Source organism: Caldivirga maquilingensis IC-167 (assembly GCF_000018305.1).
Lineage (GTDB): Archaea > Thermoproteota > Thermoprotei > Thermoproteales > Thermocladiaceae > Caldivirga > Caldivirga maquilingensis.
The window spans coordinates 1,019,993-1,041,207 of record NC_009954.1 but is presented as its reverse complement, the minus strand read 5'-3'; the positions used below and the strand labels follow the sequence as shown (position 1 = coordinate 1,041,207).

The following is a 21,215-nucleotide window of genomic DNA, read 5'->3' as shown; positions in this document are numbered from 1 at the left end:
GCATTGAGATAAACTTATAAGATACTTAAACCCCGAGCCTAATCAAGGGCCCGTAGCTCAGCCAGGTTAGAGCGGCGGGCTTTTAACCCGTAGGTCGTGGGTTCGAATCCCACCGGGCCCGCTGTTATTTATGAAAATCAATTCGTAATTCAATACCATATAAGAACAACCGGCCTCAATATCATATAAGAGCTTATCATTCAGGTAAATCCTAGCAGGGTAAAGTCATTACTGAAGTAAAGAACTGAAGAATTCCCTATGGTTTAATTAAGGGGCATGAAGGAGGAGACATTACTCATGGCCAGGCTAAAGAAGGGCATGTACTTAAGCAACCATGATGAATAATGCCTTTACGCATACATTGAAGTTCGACACAGTGAACGAAGACTCTAATGCAGTTAATCATTATGCATACCCCCTCATTATATCAACCTAATGCAGCCTCACCCTATATATGTTCTCCAGGTAAGTTGCTTAAATTAATATTTAAATTAATAAGTTACTAAAATTACCTGTGGCTTGGGCCTCCTACAGGCCCGATGCAGTAACAATATGGAGAGAACAGGCAGTGCGGGAGAGGCTAAACTGGTATTACGCAGTTATGCGTGACTTAGCACCGGCGAAGTTTCACATAGCGGCTAGGATAGAGGCCCCTAATGATTACGTATCCATGGATGACGCGGAGCTGTGGAGGATTCATGATGAGCTTGGGCATACCTTCGATGAGGAGTGGATGCAGCAGAGGGAGCGACCGGATACCTCACTGGTGTGGAAGGACCTGCCTCAAGCCTCCTTCCTCGACGTCAAGATAGAGCTGGCTAGAAGACAGTTGAGGCATTGTATGCTATGTGAGAGGAGGTGTGGTGTGGATAGAACCATCAAGCGTGGAGCCTGCCTCCTAAACGCCAAGGCCCGTGTGGCAAGCTTCTTCCACCACATGGGGGAGGAGGCACCACTAGTGCCCTCTGGCACAGTGTTTTTCACTGGCTGCAACTTCCGCTGCGTTTACTGTCAGAACTGGGATATATCGCAGAGACCTGAGAATGGTGTTGAGGTCACGCCAGGGGAATTAGCCGCTATCCAAGCTAAGTTGAGGGAAGATGGGGCACGTAACATTAACTGGGTTGGTGGTGAACCAACCCCCAGCATCCCATTCATCTTAGAGTCGTTGAAGATTCTCGCTAAGCGAAGAATTAATGTACCCCAGCTTTGGAACTCCAACATGTATCTAACACCAGAGAGCTTAAGCTTGATACTACACGTCATGGATATATGGCTCCCAGACTTCAAATATGGAAACAATGCCTGTGCCCTGAGGTATTCTGTGGCTCCCCGTTACTGGGATGTGACCACGAGGAATCTCTCAGTAATATGTAAAAGAGGGGAGGATATCATTATACGTCACCTAGTGCTCCCAAGCCACGTCAACTGTTGCACGAAGCCCGTGCTCCGATGGATAGCGGAGAATTGCAAGAGGGCTCTCGTTAATATAATGGATCAGTATCATCCCGATTACTTAGTCTCATCATCTAAATACATGGAGATGAACAGATTAGTCTCAAAGAGGGAAATGGGGGAGGCCTATCAATATGCTGATGAACTCGGACTAGTCTGGAGACCGATTAGTTGAGCAAACGGTATTGATAATGATTATCCTTTATTTATATTCACCTATACTTCCCAATTATCTGAAAGCATGTTTCTTATGGTGTCTAGGAGAATGTATGTCGCATTCCTAGGGTCTTTACCTAGTTTACCCGCATACTCCTTAATAATCTCCTTAGCTAATTCCTGAGCCCTCCTCCTCTCCTCAACTGGATTCCGCATTCCCTTCGCATACTCCACATTAATGACTTGACCAACAGTTGTGAACCTTCTCATAACGGGGCTAGGTCTATGGGTTCTGCCCACGTAGAGTATGGGCCTGTAATCCTCAAGCCTCCAACCACCATCAGTGAAGTCATCATTAACCATTACGTTAATCACCTTACCTATGAATATGTCGTGATCACCACCTACATCAATCACCCTACTCACCCTACACTCTACTACTGCAGATGCACCATCAATAATTACACTAGGCACCTTACGGGCTGGAATCAACTTAATGCCTGCAAGCTCAAGTTTATTACCAATAAACCTTGCTGATACATCACCAATAAATGCTAACGCACTGACTTTGCTAAAGTCCATGAGATTAACAGTGAAGTACCCACTCTCCCTAATCAACTTATACGTATATCTCTCAGGGGCTATCGCCGTCATGATTAATGGGGGCTTTAATGAAACAGTGGTTGTCCAAACGGCAGGCATTGCATCAGCATCATTGCCGGACTTAGCAGCTATTATAGGGACAGTAGATGGGTATAGTACGTAATGCACCAGTGAAGGGTCAACCTCCTTCATATTAACTGAACCTGGTGAATCCTCTTTTAATTCTTAACTTTAATTATGCGAACTTTAAATCACGGTTAATTAACCATACTCAATACGATGATTGACTAATCGATACTCATATAGACTCCCACTACCTCCAATACCAAGTAATATTGCCTAGCTTTATAAGCCCAGCACCAGTGAAGGATGGTTAATGTGAGTTGACTATTATTGTGGATGTTATGCTTAAGTAAACCAGGGCAATTAATCCTCGGCATAACCCTACTCCTAAAAGTGCGTAGGAATAATAAAGTAATTGAATCCTAAATACATTGTAATACGTGTTTTAAGGTTAAGACGCTTAAAGGATCTTTTTAACTGGATGGAACTATCTCCTCTTCTGCTATTGTTTCTAGGTCTATGTTCTTCGGTTCCTTTAACAGCATTGATAATAATGCACCAGCCGCTGCAGCAATCATATATATGATTAATATTCCTCTAATCCCAATGACCAATTGAAGCGATGGAAATAGCAGAGTTGCCACAGCTGCCCCAGCCTTGCCTGCTGCGGCTGATATACCGTGACCTGTGGTTCTGCGTGATGTTGGGTAAACCTCAGCGGGGACTACGAATGTTGTTGTGTTTGGGCCGAAGTCTATGAAGAAGAAGGTTAAGGCATATATGGCTAAGGCGTAGCTGGTGGGTATTAGGAAGCCTATTATATTCGTACCTTGAACAATCATTAGGTTAACAATAGTTAAGTAGAGGATTGCCATCATTGCGAAGCCCAATATTTGAATAGTCCTCCTACCAAGCTTATCCATTAATGCTGCAGCCGTGAAGTAGCCTGGGAAACCCACTAGGAATGGTAAGCCGCTTATTATAATCTCATTAACTATCTGCTCCTGCACCGGTAGACTACTGCTTATTGGTATGAAGGTTGACACTATTGGCCCTGAGTAGATGCCTGAACCGTAGTAGGCTATGTCCATTAAGAACCATGAACCAGCTGTAACAATTAACATTAACCAGTACCTCCTCAGGAATTCACCTAGAGGTATTTTCCTAGCCACAGCATTAGTGTTAATTCTAGCTCCAAGTATTGATGCAGCTCTCTCAGCTTCCCCCTATCCCACTTAACCAGTAATGCATACCTGGGTGTTTCAGGCACTTTACGTCTTAAGTATATTACAGCAAGGGCTGGCAATGCACCTACACCTAACATAACCCTCCAAGCTAATGTGGGTGGTAGTAATTCAGCTGAAAGAACACCAATAAGTATGGCGGCTAATGTGCCTAATCCCTGATTCGCAAACACTAGTGCTATTAACTTGCCCCTATCCTTAGTGTTTGCATACTCACTCATTATCACTGAGGATACTGGGTAATCACCACCAATACCTATACCTAATATACCCCTAAAGGCTATTAACCAGTAGATGTTAGGTGCAAGCGCTGAAAGTAAGGCACCTATGATCATTAATGCAGCCTCAACACCATAAATCCTCTTCCTACCCCAATAATCGGCAAGCCAACCAAAAAGCAACTGCCCAATAATGGCAGTAATTATAGCTGATGCGCCCAGGAACCCAGTTAACGTTAACCCAAGTAAAGTACCCTTCAGTTCAAAACCAGGTAACGATGCCTTTGAGAACAAGTCTATTACTGCACCGATTATGAACAAGTCATATGCATCAGTGAAGAAACCCATACCAGCAGTGAACCATATTTTAATATGACTCCACCCCAGCCTTAACTGATTTATCTCACTAAACGGATTTATCCGGGACCGTGAACTGTTAGCTCCCATTAATTAGGCTACTTAACTTAGGATTAATTAATACTATCTAAGTAAAGTTGGTATCATATATAGTACTATATATGAAACGTTTTTAGTAAACCATGCCATATGGCACCCTTTAATCCAATAAATGCAACCTAACTTAGGAATCTCATTTAGGTTACTATGATTATTCACGAACCTAAAGGATAGTATTCATAATTCTAAGTACGCCCACATCCTCATTGATAATCAGGTAGTGATTTAGTAAATTATGCATTAATAACATTAAGCATTAACATTACTGCATTAATTATTATTCATAATTCATGGATTAACAGAGCGGGCGCACTCATGAGCTTTGTTAATACTTATATTTCCTTATAGTTTAGTATCACTCATGGGTGTGAAGGTGCGTGATCTTGTTTCAGAATGGTTAATAAATAATGTTGGTAATTACGTGTTTACAGTTGCCGCTGAAAATATTCTGGGTTTATTAAGGTCTTTAATCAATAGGGGAGGGTTCATTATTAATTCTAAGTTTGAGCCTTCAGCAGGCTTCATGGCATTAGTTTCATCAAGGCTCCTACTTAAGCCCAGTACACTAATCGTTACCGCTGGTCCAGGGATATTTGGTGCATTATCACCCATTGCTGAGGCATTCATTGAGGGTGATCCATTAATTGTCATTGCCACATCCATAATTGGTGGTAAGGGTACACGCATGCATCAAATACGTGACGACACTCAATTAAACACGTTAAGTAATGTTGTTAAGGCATCCCTTAGAGTAAGTAATCCAAGTAACGTTACTGAGGTTTTAACTAAGGCGTATAGAATTGCAACAAGTGGTAAACCCGGCCCAGTTTACATTGATATACCATCCGACTTAATGGACTTAGACACCACCGGTGAACGTAAGGATGTAAACCCTGTTACTGGGGAAACAGTAGCAATCAATAATGATGCCGTTAAGGAAGCAGCCAACCTACTCTCCAATGCTGAATTACCTGTCCTACTCCTAGGTAGGGGTGTTATCTTATCCGGCGCTAAGGATTTGGCGATTAAATTGGCTGAATTACTGAATGCGCCAATCACAACAACAATAATGGCTAAGGGGTTAATATCACCTAATCATCCCCTCTACGCCGGTGTAGCCGCTGGTAAGGCAGGTAACATGACTGCCTATGAGATTATTAAGAAAGCTGACGTAGTGCTTGCTATTGGTAATAGATTCAGTGAAATTGGCACTGGTAGGTATAGTCTTGAGATTAGGGGTAAGCTCATTCACGTTAACATTGATGAGTATGATTTAGGAAGGGCGTATGAACCATATTTAAGGATACGGGCTGATGCTAAGGAATTCCTCCTAATGCTAATTAATGTACTTAAGGGCATGAGTATTAGACGTAGAGGTGGTGTAATTAATGAATTAAGGGAATTATGGAGTATTGAGAATAGGGAGCTTAATAGTTACTACGAGAAGGCTACAGGCTTAATTAAGCCCTGGGAGGTTATTAGGGCGGTTAGGGATGTTTTCAACAAGGGTGGATCAATATTCATTGGTGATGTTGGGGCTCACAGGATTGAAAGCTTCCTAATGCCCATAAACGAGAATGAACACTACGTAACAAGCACCAGCTACGTCTCAATGGGGTTAGCAGTACCTGGCGCCGTGGCTGCATCAATAATATACCGTGACAGGGATGTTGTTGCCTTGGTTGGTGATGGTGGATTCCTAATGACTGGGCTTGAGGTTGCAACTGCTGTTCAATATGGGGTTAAGCCCAAGATAATTGTATTCAATGATTCAGCGTACAGGGTATTGAGGATTTACGAGAAGGTGAGGTTCAGTAATGCAACCGAATCATTAATTAAACTACCCAGCATTGACTTCAACCTATTAGCCGAATCCCTGGGTGCGGAGGGTTTAAGGATAACACGTAGGGAGGAGTTGAGGCCGTTGTTGAATGAGGCTTTAAACAGTGACAAGGCCACAATCGTAGATGTGCACATTGATCCTAACACAATCCCAATACCGTACCAGAGGTTATACGGTTTAAACACCATTTAAATGCAGTATACTCTAATACTTACCGTAAAACGCCTGCCTCAGTGTTGATCCTATTAACCCCACTACCACCTTCGCGTGGGGTATGGGCATGTTGTAGAAGCCGTGGACTACACCATTGAATCTAACAACAACTGTTGGTACACCCGCCTCTGAAAGCCTAGTGGCGTATGTTTCCGCTGAATCCCTTAATGGATCATACTCCGACGTTATGATTAAGGCGGGTGGTAGGTTACTGAGGTCATTAACCAGTATTGGTGAGAAGCGTGGATCCAATGCATCGGTTAAGTTACTTAAGTAAGCCTTATTGAAGAAATCCATGTCATCCCTATCCAGGAGAAAGCCCATGGAGTACTCTCTAATACTGTAGGATGCGACATCTACACCCACGAATGGGTTAACTAACACTTGATACTTAAGGCTTGGCCTTAACCCCTTATCCCTAGCCATTATAGCCACCACTGCTGCTAAATTACCCCCAGCACTATCCCCACCCACTGCAATCTTCTCAGAATCACCATTAACCTCATTAGCGTGTTCAAGAACCCACTGCACTGAGTCAAAGGCATCCACTACTGCTGCTGGGAACTTGTTCTCGGGGGCAAGCCTATAGTCAACTGAGACTACTACGCAATCGCATGCAACAGCTAATTCCCTGCATAATGGATCATAGGACTCAACGTCACCGAACACGAATCCTCCACCGTGGTAGTACACTAATACTCCAAAATCCTCCCCATCCCTGGGTACGTAAACCCTTGCAGGTATCTTAACTTCACTCCCTGGTATTGAAATGTCGAAGACCTTATGTATTTGTCTCTTAGGTTGGCTTAAGGATGATGCCCTACTCATTCTCCTAAGCTCATTAAGAGGCACCTTACTCATCTGCGGTTTAACCTTATTGAACTCTTCAATTATCCTCCTCACCGATGGGTCAAGGGGCATAATCTTGATTAACGCTACCTACCTTATTAAGCATTGTGAGTGGGCTTACGGCTTAATTCAAGTTAAGCATGTATCTCAACGATGTCGCCATCATTAAGCACGTAGTTTAACCCAACCCTCCTATGGAAGCCGGTGGGTGACCAAATTCTAGCATACTTGAAGTTCCTGTATAACTCACTGTGTATTCTTTGAGCCAAGTCACCCACCGTTGAGCCTCTCTTAAGTATGAAGGGTTTATCAGTTGGTTTACTTGCCCAAGGTTCCTTAGTGTAGACTTTTATTAAATCAAGGTGCCTCAATATGGTTTCAGATAACTTAACCCTATCAATAACGCATTCATCCAGCTTAGCTGGAATAATGGGTATCCTTAAGTCGGTTAAATCAACCTTACCGCATAAATGATGGTTGTTTAGGATTAGTATGGTTGGCTTATAAGCTGGGGACCTTATTAGGGCGTCCTCAATATCATCTAGGGTGGCTTCACCATCTATGTACACAATAGCACCATATATTCTGTAACCCGTGAGTAACTTAACTACATCACTGTGGGTTGCATTAAGCAGCTTACCAATGACTTGAACCCCCATACCAGTCTTAGGCTCCACCCTCACTATGCCTCTTGGCTTAACTAGGTAAATGCCGTCGTCAAGGGCCATTTTACTTATTGCATCGAACTGCTGCCTAACATCACCATTAAGGCAGTTAAGCACCATTAATACACCGTCAGCGTTCCTCATTATGGATAAGGTAATGTTGTTTAAATCACTGTCCTTGCCTAGGCTTACTGATGGGGCCTTAACTAATTGGAAGTAAACGTTACCCTCAATGAACATTCCGGGTACGGGCTCAATAGTTGAGTAGGGTATGAGGTCCGGCTCCACATTAGCGTCGGTTAAGCACTTAAGTAATGCACTCTTACCTGATAGGGGTGGTCCAATTACAGCTAATTGAACATCACCACTCTTCTCAACGTAAATCCTAAGACCCCCACCACCCCTACTCCTCTCCTTCTCCTTCCTCAACTCAATCTCCCTCCTCAACTGAGCCATCCTCCTCCTAGCCCAGTGGATAAGGTTCTCAGTACCCTTATGCTTGGGTGTGGCTGATATGAATTCCTCAAGGGCCTTAAGCTTCTCCTCAGGTGTCTTAGCCTCAAGTACCTTAAGCCACTTGGCCCTAGCCTCAGCTGGTAGGTTAGCTGGCATCTTCAGTTTTCCTCCACTGGGAGGGTTATAATTCTTTGTAGTAAGAGTTAATAAGCGGGGTTAAGCCTACTTCATAGTGATGATGGGTATCAAACCTGATTACTGATGACCTCACGACGATCTGAATAAACCAGCCTTAACCATGGATTAATGCTTTTAAATTACCTGAACCACGCATTACTAATGGTTGAGGAAGCCTTCGTAACCTCAGTGGTGGGTAGTTTCCCAAGGCCTAGGTGGCTTGTTGAGGCCTTTGAATTATTTAATGAGGGTAAGATGGATAAGGAGGAGTATGAGGAGTACGTTAATGACGCAGTCAAGTTAACAGTCAAGGAGGAGGAGTTAGCTGGTGTGGAGGTTTTAACTGATGGTGAACAGAGGAGGACTAGCTTCGTGGCCTTCGTGGGGCAGAAGATACCTGGCTTCAAGGTAATGCACATATCTGAAATAAACCCACAGGGAATAGACATTATGAGGCGTTATAAGGCTCAATTAACATACTATAGGCCAGTGGCAGTGGGTCCTATTGAGGATAAGCCGTTCACTGTGGATGAGGCGTCCTTCACCCTAAGCATAACCGATAGGAGGGTTAAGGTAACTATACCCAGCCCATACTTAATAATGTGGGAGGCTTGGCACATTAAGTACTCTAAGGATTATTATAAGGAACCCGAGGAATTAGCTCAACAGTACTCCAGGTTAGTTAGGAATGAGGTAATTAGGTTGAGGGATCTGGGTGTCCACTTCATTCAATTAGATGAACCAATGCTTGGGGATTTAGTTGAAGCCTCCGAGAATGAACCAGATAGGTACAGGAAGGTGCTTCAGGAATTAAATGGACAGAAGTATAGGGGGTTTAAGAATGAGTTAAGCCTAGCCAGGGATCTTATCAATGAGACGATTAAGGGTATTGACGGCGTCAGGATTGGGATGCATATGGATAGGTGGCCTAACCCAGATTCACCATACTATGGCGTGGGTTATGAGAAATTAGCCCCAGAGGTCGTTGACATAAAGGTTAAGCAGTATGTGTTAGAGTACGCAAGCCCAGGGAGTGGGGATCCAGCGAAATTCGCTCAATTACTGCCTCAGGAGAAGGAGATAGGACTGGGTGTTGTTGAAGTTAGGGGTAATAGGGTTGAGGAACCTAGTGAAATAGTCGCCAGGGCTGAGAGGGTTCTTAAGGTACTTGACCCAACCAGAGTATGGTTGAATCCCGACTGTGGATTCGGTGTTGGGATGTTTAGGAGGTACAGTAGGAGGATTGCATTCATGAAGCTTCGCTCAATGGCTGAGGCGGCTAAAATCCTGAGAGGCAAGTACTTGAAGTAGAAGGACTAATTAAGGATTTAAATTAAGCATCTACTTAAGGAGGCATGCCTCTAATTCCTACACATGTTGGGTTAAGGTTTATTTAACTCCAGTGGGTTAGGTTATTGAGCATTATGGCTAATTATTACTTCGGTGGACCACTTGAGATACCCTTAGAGAAGGCGAAGACCCTAGTTACTGAGGAGGTTAAGAACTCCATTGAGGTAAATCTTAAGGTGCAGGTTGAGGTTAAGGATGACTCAGTGGTATTAACACCAATGCAGGATGCAAACCCAGACTCAGTTATTAAGGCTAGGCAGATTATTCAAGCGCTAGCCCTAGGCTTCTCAAGGGATGATGCATTAGAGTTACTTAACGATGATAAGTACCTTGATGTAGTGGATTTAAGCGACTACATTGGTAAAGATAAGGAGAATCACTTAAGTAGGATTAAGGCAATAATAATTGGTGAGGGCGGTAAGGTTAAGAGGAATCTTGAGGAATTAACTGAAACCAAGATTGCTGTGAAGGATAAGGCAGTGGGCATAATAGGTAATTACGATAATGTTAGGGCTGTTAGGGATGCAATAGTAATGTTGATTAACGGTAGGCAACACTCCACAGTGTATAGGTGGCTACAGAGGTGGAAGAGGGATTTGAATTTAAGGAGAATTGAGGGTAATTTTTAATTAAGTCAATTAAAGCTAACCCAGAAAACCCACCGCGCTTAAAAGCGCTATCCAAGGCAGGTTAATTAATGATTGAGGTTAAGGGTAAAGTTAAGGTTGAGGTTAAGTCGCCTGAACTATCATCAATACTGAAGACTGGGCCTGATGGTACACCACTGTTCCCAACATTCATTAATGGGCAATGGTACATGGGTGATAATTGGCAGGACGTCAAGTCCCCAATAGACTTATCTGTAATAGCCAAGGTACCGAGACTACCAGGCAACGTAACTGAGCAGGCTATCGAAACCACCTATAGGGAGGGTAGGTGGGCTATAAGGGACATGCCTGGTCAAAGGAGACTCGATGCATTTCATAGGGCGGCTGACCTACTTGATAAGTTTAGGGAGGACTTCGTTAATGTACTAGTCTCCAACGCTGGTAAAACAACCTCAGCGGCTAATGGGGAGGTTAATTCAGCAATTGAGAGACTGAGGAGACTGGATTTTGATGTTGAAGGGGTTCACGGTGACTACGTGCCAGGGGACTGGAGTTTTGATGCCTTGGAGAGCGAGGCCATAGTTAAGAGGGAACCCATTGGGGTTGTGTTAGCCATAGTACCATTCAATTACCCACTCTTCGACACTGTTAATAAAATAGCATACTCAGCAATAGCTGGTAATGCCGTCTTAATTAAACCAGCCTCAGCTGACCCATTACCAACAATACTCTTCGCCAGGGTACTTGAGCTAGCTGGATTCCCAGTTAAGGCACTTGCAGTATTAACAATACCAGGTAGGGACATGGGCAAGGTGGTTTCAGACAGGAGGATAGGGGCAATTTCATTAACTGGAAGCACTGAGACCGGTATTGAGGTTATTAGGGAGGCTGGCATTAAGCAGTTTGTAATGGAGCTTGGTGGCGGTGACCCAGCCATAGTGCTTAATGATGCTGACCCCAAGTGGGCTGCCCAAAGAATAGCCATAGGCATATACAGTTACGCTGGGCAAAGGTGTGATGCAGTTAAGTTCATTTTCGCTGAACCAAACGTATATGATCAACTTAAGGCAAGCCTAATTGAGGAGTTATCTAAGGTTAAGGTCGGTGACCCAAGAAGCCCAGACACAACAATGGGTCCATTAATAGATGAGGCCACGGCTGACGAAGTCATTAAGGCGGCTCAAGACGCAGTCTCCAAGGGTGGTAGAATACTTTACGGTGGTAGGAAACTCGGCCCCACTTACATTGAACCCACTTTAATTGAGATTGATAAGAGTAAGGTTAAGGACCTGTACCTCTACAATAAGGAGGTCTTCGCAGCCATAGCAGTGTTAGTGAAGGTTAATGACTTAGATGAGGCCATTGAATTATCTAATGGTAGGAGGTATGGACTTGATGCAGCAATATTCAGTAATGATGTAAGTAGGATAAGGAAGGCAGCTAGGCTACTTGAGGTTGGGGCAGTGTACGTGAATGATTACCCAAGACACGGTATAGGCTACTACCCATTTGGAGGCAGGAAGGATTCAGGTATTGGGAGGGAGGGACTTGGCTACACCCTTGAGTATGTTACGGCATATAAGGCAATTGTATACAATTATAGAGGTAAGGGTGTCTGGAGGTACTCGTGAAATTAGGTTTCCTTTCAATTAAAATCAACGACCCTTATTAACACCCCTCCTCACTAAGGTTTCTGCAACCCTATAGACCACTATTGACCAAGCTGCAACTATTATTAGGCCCACGGTTATGAGTAACCATGGGTTACCGAACATGTGCGCAACCACACCAATTACAATAATCCCCATGAGTAACAGTGCCCATGATGATACGGTTAAGTATAATGCTGTCTTAACCATTAAACCCACCCCATTATGTAAAGCACTATGAAGAGTAATATTGTTAATGCAGTGGCCACATTAAACACCATGTAGAAGCCCCTTATAACTTTACGCTCATCTCCAGGCTCATCAGTGACTATCATCTTCATCAGCGTTAAGGTTGATCCCTTATCTAGGTTAGGGTATATGATGAAGTCATTCATGTATGTTGAGGGTTTAAGCTTCTCCCTTGATTTAATGCCCCTTGAACTAACCACAATGAGTAGACCATTGATTACGTACGGTACCGTTACTAAGAGTATTAATGTACCCAAGCCACTGTAGAGCATTAAGCCAGCAACGAGCGCGCCGATTGAGTATGTGCCTCCATTACCGTTAAATAACCTGGCTGGGTACTTGTTGAAGGCGAAGAGTATTATAGATGGTATTAGTAGTGTCAGGGTCATTTGAAGTAGGGTAATGTTGTTAGTCATTATTGAGTAGGCTAGGGGGATTATGGATGTTAATATCATTGAGTATGGGACAACACCATTAACTACATCCATCATGTTTATGGCATTCGAGAATACACCGTACACTGCAATGGTTAATACAATTATCACCACTGGGTTAGAGAAGTGGCCTATTATTGGGAAATTCAAGTAACCTAACTTACCACCCATGGCTAGTAGTATTATAAGTGGGTAAAGCACTGAGGCACCGACCCTGAGGAATTCATGAACATGGGTAAAGTCATCAACAATGCCTATTACGCCTAATACTATGGGTGTTGTGTAGAATACAACATAGTACATTGAGTTGGTTAAGTCCCTACTAATGCTCAGTAAAGTGAAGGAGACGGCAACGTAGGCTAATACCACTAATCCACCTAGTTTAGGTATGAGGGGCTTATTAGGCTTATGAACATCAGGCACTAGGGCGCATCTACACTTCAACACAATGTACGCCGCCAGTATTGACGCCAATGTGGATGCAGTGATTATTATTGGCAATTCCATGGGTAAACACCCATGTTCCTCTTCCTGAAACCCACCTCTGAGGCTATGTAGTTGAATAGTATTGGTACAGTTATTGTGGCATCAGCCAGGACGAAGGCTGACTTAGCCTCCGGCTTAACCTTACCCCAGCTAACCGCCTCCTTAGGCCTAGCGCCGCTTAATGATCCATCCCACTCTGTGGCTGTGGTTAAGTAGACGACGTAATCTAACCCACCCTTGAATTGACTCCACCATATGACGTGGTGCTTACTAATACCCCCACCTATTATTACGGCGCCAAGCTTCTTACTTGAGTAAATTATATTCATTATCTCCTCCTCATCCTTAAGTACATTAACGTTAATCCTCCTACCCCCTGACCTAGTCCTCTGAACCTCATTGTAAGTCAGTATTGCTGTACCAAAGGCCCCATCAACAAACCCAGGTATGTATATTGGTACGCAACTCCTCTTAGATGCCTTTATTATTGATGAGTCATCTAATTCATCAGCCATAAGCCACAGCAACTCCCTTACACCAATCTCACTTGCATTAACCTTACTTAAAGTCGAGTGAACAGCCTTCTCAACAAGTGGCCCATAGTGCTCCTTCCTAACGAATACGTTCCCTATCCTATGAATACCCTTACTTAATAGTACTGAGTCATCAATGTCGAAGGAGCCTTTAAAGTAGACTCCGCCAAGTGACTTAGCCACGTCATGATCCACCGTACCCGCCGTGGTAATGACTACATCAGCAAGCCCCCTCTCTATTATACCTCTTAAAATACCCCTAAGTCCTGTGGAGACTAGGTTAGCTGTGAATGATAGTATCACTGTGACGTCAGGATCACTGTACATTGAGGCAAGTACCCTGGATGCATCGTAAAGGTTCCTGGCCATGAAACCACCAATGAGGTTGTAGGATTCAATAAGGTCCTTAATTGACTTAGCACCTAACTCTGCATCAGCAACCCTCTCCTCATGGTTCATGAAGACTATGCCTAATTGTGGGTGTTTTAACTTTTACTCCCCTGGATTCAATAAGCGTTGAGTGGGCTTAATGGGGTTTAATTGGGATTATTAATTTTAAGTGCACTTGGTTTAATTTAACTGATTCACTTAATAACCTTAACCTCCTTAACTACCCCCAGTTTCTCAAGTTCATTAACTATTTCCCTAACCCTCCTCATTGTTAAGCCAGTCTTCTGAGCTATCTCCTCTATTGATCTACGCCCATCAAGTAACTTAACTATATCTGAGTACTCACTGGGTACACTTACCTGGGTTTGGGCTGGTATTGGTATTTCAGCGCCAGGTATCTTGAATAGGTATATTTTATGACTCCTCCACTCTTCGTAAACATCCTCAGCAAGTATGGGCTTCCAGCCGGGTACCTCGAAATCATGGCTAACAACCCTTGTCCCAGGCCTTAGCTCCCTCTCAAGCTTAGGTCTAAGCATTTGATTAACACTTGTTAGGAGGTACATGGTTACCACGTCGGCATCCTCTATAGGTACCTCGAAGAAGTTGCCGTGAATAACCTTAACAACATTATCAAGGTTAAGTTCCTTAATCCTCCTGAGGGTTTGTTCATAAAGATCATTCCTAATCTCAACGCAAACAGCCCTTGCACCAAATTCCTTAGCAGCCATTACAACTATCCTACCATCACCACACCCAAGATCATAAACAACCTCACCAGGCCTTACCCCACTTACTTGAAGCATTCTTCTTACCACAACCTCCGGGGATGGTACATATGGTACGTCATACGGCATATTAAGTGTTTGCAAGGGGGAGTTTTAAAACATAGCTCACGTGGTTTCTTAGTCAAATTCCTTTTATAATCATTAAACCTAGTGAGGATTATTTTATTGATTAAGTAATGAAATAACTTATCACTACTTTTAAAATTTTTCCCTAATCAGTAAAGAATTCCTTTACTTTCTCAGCTTACTTAAGTTAGCCTCTATGGTATCCTCAATAGTCTTCTGGACATCAGTACTCCTTCTATATGCTGACTCAATCATACCCATTAATAATCCCTTAAGCCCCCTCTCCTCAGCAAACTTAATTCCACTTATGGTTACACCACCTGGTGTAGCAACATCACTGATTATCTCCCAAGGCTTCTTAGAATTCAGTAACTTAGCCCCAGATTCAATTACATCTATTGAGAGGCTCCAGGCTAGGTCTGATGGTAAGCCGATCAGTATTCCAGCCTCCCAAAGCGCTTCAACAATCATAGCCACGTATGCTGGTCCGGAGCCGCTTAACGCTGTTACTGCGTTTAAGTACTCTTCATTAACTATGTAGCATTTACCCACTGCATTAAATAAGCTGCATGTGAACTCAACATCAGCATCAGTAGCCCTAGGTCCCCTTGAAACAGCCGTGACGCCTGAACCCTCCAGGATTGATATATTGGGCATAGTCCTAATTACCCTAGCCTTAGTGAGGCTACCCAGTAGCTTAGTTGAAAGCCCAGCCACCACTGAAATCATTAACTTATCCTCATTAAGTAACCCGGCGACATCATTAATAACGTCAATTACCTGTCTAGGCTTAACCGCCAGTACTATAACTTCAGCATCCTTAACAATCTCCCCATTACTAAGCGTTACATGAACACCAGGTAACTCGACTTGAGTCCTCCTTAATCCATGCTCACTCCTAACTGAACCAGCAATATCACTTGGATTAATACCTACCTTAATTAAGGCCTTAGCTATTGCAGTGCCTATTTTACCTAAACCTATTATTGCGTACCTGGCAATAAAACCACCCCTAGCCCCTATAGTATATTTACTTTAAAGCATTACGCTATATGTAGTAATGAGTCACCCAGTGCGAGCACGATAAGAGGGAAGTTACCTTACATTACTAGACTAGCGATTATAGACCCCTGATTACTCTACTCAGCATCCTGGACATTTCATCATACTTCCTAAGCACCTCAACACTTAGCGATGGTTGAACCCTCTGGAAGGCTATTTGGAAGTGCCTCATGGTCACTGCCACATCAGATGGCGTCTTCGTTGAGGTTATTGCCTCCCTTAAAGCCATCATTGATGCCTCCCTAACAATAGCGGCTATGTCAGCTCCAGTGTATAGGGAGGCGTATAGTTTAAACTCCCTGAGGGATTCAAGCCCACTGTCAACCTGCCCTAGTGTTGCTGTTTCAAACACATCAACTAGAATCTTAACAACATCAATCATTGTCCTTAACCCCTTACTGCCCTTGAATTCACCATTACTTAGCATTGACTTCACATTATTTAACGCCTCAATTAACTTAGCCTTATCACCCTGTTTAATATCACTGCTATCAAGCTCAGTTAAGGCGGATTCAACAGCATCGGTGACCTTAGTCTTAAACTCATGTGCCCTAATATTGAGTTGCGTTAAAGCCTTCTCAATGGACTTAACCCTAATGGAGTCCGCTAATTCCTGCACATTAACTTCACTGGAGAGTTTAATATGCCTAGTATGCACCTTAAAGATCTCAAGTATAGCCTCCTTATCCGGTGGTGGTACGTATATTATTCTGTCGAATCTTCCTGGTCTTAGTAATGCTGGATCAAGGATATCAGGTCTATTAGTGGCTGCTATCACAACTACGTTGCGTAGTGGCGCTATTCCATCCATCTCGGCAAGTATCTGATTAACTATCCTATCAGTGGCTCCACTGTCTATCCTGTATCCTCTTGCTGGTGCTATTGCGTCTATTTCGTCGAAGAATACTACGCATGGTGCTGCCATTCTGGCTTTCTTGAATATTTCCCTAATAGCCTTCTCACTCTCACCAAACCACTTACTCAGTATTTCAGGGCCACGGACGGCTATGAAGTTTGCACCACTCTCATTGGCAACAGCCTTAGCCAAGAGAGTCTTACCAGTACCAGGAGGACCAAACAACAAAATACCCTTAGGTGGTTCAACGCCTAATTCATCGAAGTAAACCCTATACTTAATAGGCCATTCAACAGTCTCCCTAAGCTCCTGCTTAACGCTAGCGTAGCCTCCAATGTCATCCCAGTGAACCTCAGGAACCTCAACAATAACTTCCCTTAATACTGTGGGTTGAATGTACTTCATAGCATCCATGAAGTCCTGCATAGTAACCTTAATCATGTTCAACATGTCTGTGGGTATCGGTCTATCTAGGTCTATGGCCTTACCATTCTGGTTAAGGAACTTCCTAAGCCTAGTCATTGCAGCCTCCTTAACCAACGCCGCTATATCCGCCCCAGTGTAGCCATGCGTCATATCGGCTATCTTCTCTAAGTCAACCTCATCACCACGTTTACATGGGCAATTATCACCCTTGCAGTTAGACACATCGTCGGGAGTGCATAATGGAACACCCCTGGTGTGTATGGATAATATGTCTAACCTAGCCCTCTTATCAGGCATGCCTATGTTTATCTCTCTGTCGAATCTTCCTGGTCTTCTTAATGCTGGGTCCACTGCATCCGGTCTATTCGTTGCTCCTATAACAACTACTTGACCCCTCTCCTGTAAACCATCCATTAGTGTTAGTAATTGGGCCACTATGCGCTTCTCCACCTCACCAGTCACCTCCTCGCGTTTTGGTGCTATGCTGTCTATTTCATCAATGAATATTATTGCTGGTGCATTACGCTTAGCCTCATCGAAAATCTCCCTCAACCTAGCCTCAGACTCACCGTAATACTTACTAACAATCTCAGGACCATTAATGGAGACGAAGTACGCATCAGCCTCATTGGCAACAGCCTTAGCCAAGAGAGTCTTACCAGTACCGGGTGGGCCAATTAGTAAAACACCCTTAGGGGGCTCAATACCAAGATGCCTAAACAACTCAGGATGCTTAAGAGGCAACTCCACAAGCTCACGAATCTTCTGCTTAGCCTCCTCCAAATCACCAATATCCTCCCAAGTAACACGAGGCAGGTTAGTTTCCTGAACTGGCTTATCCTGCATCGTAACCTCAGTCTCAGTGCCAACGTAGGCTGCTGGGGCTGGGATTACTTGAGTTATCATGAATTTTAATGCACCAGTATAGTAGGGTAGTTCGAATATTGCACCACGCCACACTGGCTTACCAACTAGGTATGATTTCTTCAAGTAATCTGGATCAATCTTAATCTCCTCACCCACTGGGGCTACTGTTACTCTTTGCGCCGGCCTTAGGTTAGCTTTCCTAACCTTAACTAAGTCATCCAGTGAAACATCAATGTTCTGTCTAATGAAACCATCCATCCTTATAATGTCCTTATCCTCATCATCACTGTAAGCCGGCCAAACCTGGGCATAGGCTATACGCTTATTACCACTTATCTCAACGTAGTCACCAGGCTCAATACCTATCTTCCTCATTAATCTCATAGGTACCCTAACAATACCTCTACCAACATCACGACTCCTAGCCTCTGCCACACGAAGTGTTAATGAATCTTCACCGTTAGCCATACGTACCTATTTGCTAATAGGGTGTATAAAAACCTTGTTGACTACGCTAACTGAGGGGATTCCTAAGGGGGTAACATATATAATGCTGCATCAGATTAGTATTCCCCTGTTCTAACTTCATAGTGAGTGGGTAGGTTATATATTGGTTTACCCTCAGTAACCCAATACGCAATCCACTTAATCATATGCCTTAAAGTAACCCTTGGGTAACCGAATAATTCAAAGGCCCTTGAGGCATTACTGAGAAGGGCGGTATCAGACTCATTACCAGTGAATACTGGCTTCCTCCCGATTAACCTACCGAACTCCTCAGCAACCCATCTAATCGGTACGGTTTCTGGTCCAGTAATGTTAAGTATTAGTGGTGGATTTTGAGCGTGTTTAAGGGATCTAAGAATCATGTTATTAACATCACCCTGCCAAATAACATTGACGTAACCCATTGATAAGTCAATGGGCTCACCCTTAGCAACCCTCAGGGCCACGTCAAGTAGAACACCGTACCTAAGCTCATTAGCGTAATTCAACCTAATTATCACGGCCTTATTACCATTAATCCTAAAGAAGTAGTTAAAGATCCTCTCCCTGGCTAACGCCGCCCATGCGTATTCACCAATTGGCCCAGTCTTAGTTGACTCAGTGGCGCCGCCTGAGTGTAATGGGACAAGTGGGTAAACATTGCCTGTTGAGAAAACTATGAACCTGGACTTAGGGAATCTCCTTGCCACCAGTGCGGGTACGTAGGTGTTTGTTATCCAGGTTAATTCAGGTTCACTACTTGTCCCGAATTTCCTACCAACCATGAATATTATGTTCTCAGCGTCAGGTAGCTTGGCGACATCATCCTCATTACTTAAATCAGCACTTATAACTTCAACACCCATTTCCTTAAGCCTACTGGGTAAGTCACCTCTACTGAACCTGGAAACCGCAATCACTCTTCTCCTAAGGTCACTGGCCTTAACAGCCCTAGCCGCCATAATGCTTAATGACGGGCCTATCTTACCGCCAGCACCCAGTATCATTATATCACCGTCAACTTCCTTTAAGTCACTTATGGTTTCAGGATACGGTGTTGATAATAAATCCTCAAGCTCATCAATAGTGCTTATCCTGTCAGGTAACTTAAAGTACTGCATATGGGTTAATGCGTAAGTAGACTTATTAATTTAACTTAACTTTGAATTAATCCACGGTAACTACATCAAATTGGTAACCAGCAATGAACATTAAACCCTTCTTAATTAAATTAACCCTAACAGGGTTAAGTTGAGTGGTTATTTCAGGATCAATATAATACATTAATGTACCCTTAATACACTGCCCACTACTTAGGCTTAGGATGGGTGTTGATTCATTACCCTCACCAACAATTACCCCGTCATTAAATATAAGCCTAATGCCCTTAACGTACTTCTCAAGACCAGTCCTAGTGAACGCCCCCTGGTAAACCACCTTAACCCTAATCACTGATTCACCTTGGTTACAGAACGTAACGGCATCAACGTACTTAGCCTCACCACCTAGGTCCTTTGTTACATATACTAGGAACCTCCTTAAAACACCCACACTGGGATAATTTACTCAACTTAATTTAGCTTTCACCATTAAGTTACCTCATACTGTCGCCAGTTCATCACCCCTCAGCAGTTAGTCTTTAATCACTGCATTGTATTTCCTAGTTTAGGGACTTAAATGTTATTCCCTCATACAGTTCATGTACCTTCACCAATAATTAAATGAGCCTTACTGCATAACCTAGGTTTAAGGTAATGCTTTTAATTCAAACCTACCTAAATTATATACTTGGAGTAATATTTCTAAGTGTATTTACATCGGTAACCTAAGCCTAACTCCAGTCTTAATCCCACAGTATTTTTCTGGGTAATTGTTCTTCACATAACTCCTAGCATCATCACCTGAACAGTGGGCTGGACATACGTATCTTGAGTACTCCACGACAGTATTAAGTTGATGCCTTAATGGTTCATGGAATCCTCCAATCACTAGATAAACACTATTAAACATTTCATAAACTCTCTTAACAATATTATCAATACCAGGATGAGAACAACCCACAATAATCACTGGGCCATAGCCATCTAGTTTAACAATTAGGGAATGCTCATTAACACCCATACCCCTCATAACACCTGTAGTTACCGCATCCTCAAGAATCCCACTAGGTGAATTAACTGTAACTGGCCTAAGACCCCACTTGGCCAAGATCTTATCCTCCTCAGGCACATAAACCACAAGACCCCTCTTAACCTCACCAATGTATCTAAATCCCCCATAGTGGTCTGCATGATAGTGACTTAGAAATGCGGCATTCACTCCCCTGAGGTCAATACCCAGGGCATTAATGTTATTCTCCATGATTCCCGGTTCAGTGTCAGCATCATACAGTAGAACCCATTTATCAGTCTCAATAAGTATACTCCATCCCCAATCATTAAGCAATGGTGGATTAGGTTCATTATCATTAATTACCGTAAGCTTCATCCACTTAACCATGCTTAATACATGGAATCCCCTATATTAAAGATTAACATTACATATTTTAATTTTGTATACTAATAAAC

The 21,215-nt window shown here is 43.3% G+C and carries 17 protein-coding genes, 1 tRNA gene and 1 pseudogene; 6 read left to right on the top strand and 13 right to left on the bottom strand.

What is annotated here, in order from left to right; translation table 11 throughout:
* Window positions 1–46 precede the first annotated feature (46 nt).
* Together CMAQ_RS05045 and CMAQ_RS05040 are read left to right on the top strand one after the other, a co-directional pair.
* Window positions 47–121, top strand: a tRNA-Lys gene (locus CMAQ_RS05045).
* Window positions 122–514: 393 nt separating this feature from the next.
* Window positions 515–1,630, top strand: coding sequence for a radical SAM protein (locus CMAQ_RS05040; RefSeq protein WP_012186037.1), 1,116 nt, complete (start codon window positions 515–517; stop codon window positions 1,628–1,630).
* Between the two features lie 41 nt (window positions 1,631–1,671).
* Here the strand turns inward: CMAQ_RS05040 and CMAQ_RS05035 are convergent, their stop codons facing one another.
* Complete coding sequence (locus CMAQ_RS05035; protein WP_012186036.1) at window positions 1,672–2,406, bottom strand: flavin reductase family protein; 735 nt, start codon at window positions 2,404–2,406, stop codon at window positions 1,672–1,674.
* Between the two features lie 344 nt (window positions 2,407–2,750).
* Window positions 2,751–4,186, bottom strand: a pseudogene (locus tag CMAQ_RS11005) (MFS transporter).
* A 370-nt stretch (window positions 4,187–4,556) separates the two neighbouring features.
* On the opposite strand from CMAQ_RS11005, the gene CMAQ_RS05025 reads away from it, so the two are divergent.
* A complete protein-coding gene (locus tag CMAQ_RS05025; RefSeq protein WP_048062685.1) occupies window positions 4,557–6,230 on the top strand; it encodes a thiamine pyrophosphate-binding protein in 1,674 nt (557 codons plus the stop codon).
* A gap of 12 nt (window positions 6,231–6,242) precedes the next feature.
* Here CMAQ_RS05025 and CMAQ_RS05020 read toward each other — a convergent pair whose 3' ends face one another.
* Both CMAQ_RS05020 and CMAQ_RS05015 read right to left on the bottom strand, forming a co-directional pair.
* Window positions 6,243–7,172, bottom strand: a complete 930-nt coding sequence (locus CMAQ_RS05020) for an alpha/beta hydrolase (protein ID WP_012186034.1) — start codon at window positions 7,170–7,172, stop codon at window positions 6,243–6,245.
* 62 nt (window positions 7,173–7,234) lie between these two features.
* The gene (locus CMAQ_RS05015; RefSeq protein WP_012186033.1) at window positions 7,235–8,377 is read right to left on the bottom strand and encodes an OBG GTPase family GTP-binding protein; all 1,143 of its coding nucleotides are present in this window, start codon (window positions 8,375–8,377) and stop codon (window positions 7,235–7,237) included.
* A 183-nt stretch (window positions 8,378–8,560) separates the two neighbouring features.
* Between CMAQ_RS05015 and CMAQ_RS05010 the strand changes: the two genes are divergently transcribed.
* The 3 genes from CMAQ_RS05010 to gapN all read left to right on the top strand — a co-directional run bounded on the left by CMAQ_RS05010 (window position 8,561) and on the right by gapN (window position 11,987).
* Window positions 8,561–9,709 carry a cobalamin-independent methionine synthase II family protein gene (locus tag CMAQ_RS05010; RefSeq protein ID WP_156769842.1) on the top strand — a complete coding sequence of 383 codons (1,149 nt, stop codon included), beginning with the start codon at window positions 8,561–8,563 and terminating at the stop codon, window positions 9,707–9,709.
* A 113-nt stretch (window positions 9,710–9,822) separates the two neighbouring features.
* Entirely contained in the window at window positions 9,823–10,377 is a 555-nt protein-coding gene (locus CMAQ_RS05005; RefSeq protein ID WP_012186031.1) for a KH domain-containing protein, read from the top strand.
* A 68-nt stretch (window positions 10,378–10,445) separates the two neighbouring features.
* Window positions 10,446–11,987, top strand: coding sequence for an NADP-dependent glyceraldehyde-3-phosphate dehydrogenase (gapN, locus tag CMAQ_RS05000; protein WP_012186030.1), 1,542 nt, complete (start codon window positions 10,446–10,448; stop codon window positions 11,985–11,987).
* Window positions 11,988–12,011: 24 nt separating this feature from the next.
* On the opposite strand, the gene CMAQ_RS04995 is transcribed toward gapN, so the two are convergent.
* From CMAQ_RS04995 to CMAQ_RS04955, 9 genes are all read right to left on the bottom strand, one after another.
* Window positions 12,012–12,215: a hypothetical protein gene (locus CMAQ_RS04995; protein ID WP_012186029.1), complete on the bottom strand. Its 204-nt coding sequence runs from the start codon at window positions 12,213–12,215 to the stop codon at window positions 12,012–12,014.
* A complete protein-coding gene (locus CMAQ_RS04990; RefSeq protein ID WP_012186028.1) occupies window positions 12,215–13,195 on the bottom strand; it encodes an MraY family glycosyltransferase in 981 nt (326 codons plus the stop codon). Before CMAQ_RS04990 ends, CMAQ_RS04995 begins: the two co-directional genes overlap by 1 nt.
* Window positions 13,180–14,166, bottom strand: coding sequence for a deoxyhypusine synthase (locus CMAQ_RS04985; protein WP_012186027.1), 987 nt, complete (start codon window positions 14,164–14,166; stop codon window positions 13,180–13,182). Before CMAQ_RS04985 ends, CMAQ_RS04990 begins: the two co-directional genes overlap by 16 nt.
* Window positions 14,167–14,291: 125 nt before the next feature.
* Window positions 14,292–14,954: a methyltransferase domain-containing protein gene (locus CMAQ_RS04980; protein ID WP_012186026.1), complete on the bottom strand. Its 663-nt coding sequence runs from the start codon at window positions 14,952–14,954 to the stop codon at window positions 14,292–14,294.
* Between the two features lie 162 nt (window positions 14,955–15,116).
* Window positions 15,117–15,935, bottom strand: coding sequence for a pyrroline-5-carboxylate reductase (gene proC / locus CMAQ_RS04975; protein ID WP_269479090.1), 819 nt, complete (start codon window positions 15,933–15,935; stop codon window positions 15,117–15,119).
* A gap of 136 nt (window positions 15,936–16,071) precedes the next feature.
* A complete protein-coding gene (locus tag CMAQ_RS04970; RefSeq protein ID WP_012186024.1) occupies window positions 16,072–18,630 on the bottom strand; it encodes a CDC48 family AAA ATPase in 2,559 nt (852 codons plus the stop codon).
* A 95-nt stretch (window positions 18,631–18,725) separates the two neighbouring features.
* Window positions 18,726–19,769 carry an NAD-dependent epimerase/dehydratase family protein gene (locus tag CMAQ_RS04965; RefSeq protein WP_012186023.1) on the bottom strand — a complete coding sequence of 348 codons (1,044 nt, stop codon included), beginning with the start codon at window positions 19,767–19,769 and terminating at the stop codon, window positions 18,726–18,728.
* A 46-nt stretch (window positions 19,770–19,815) separates the two neighbouring features.
* Window positions 19,816–20,199, bottom strand: coding sequence for a hypothetical protein (locus CMAQ_RS04960; RefSeq protein ID WP_012186022.1), 384 nt, complete (start codon window positions 20,197–20,199; stop codon window positions 19,816–19,818).
* A 261-nt stretch (window positions 20,200–20,460) separates the two neighbouring features.
* Window positions 20,461–21,147, bottom strand: coding sequence for an MBL fold metallo-hydrolase (locus tag CMAQ_RS04955; RefSeq protein WP_012186021.1), 687 nt, complete (start codon window positions 21,145–21,147; stop codon window positions 20,461–20,463).
* Window positions 21,148–21,215 lie beyond the last annotated feature (68 nt).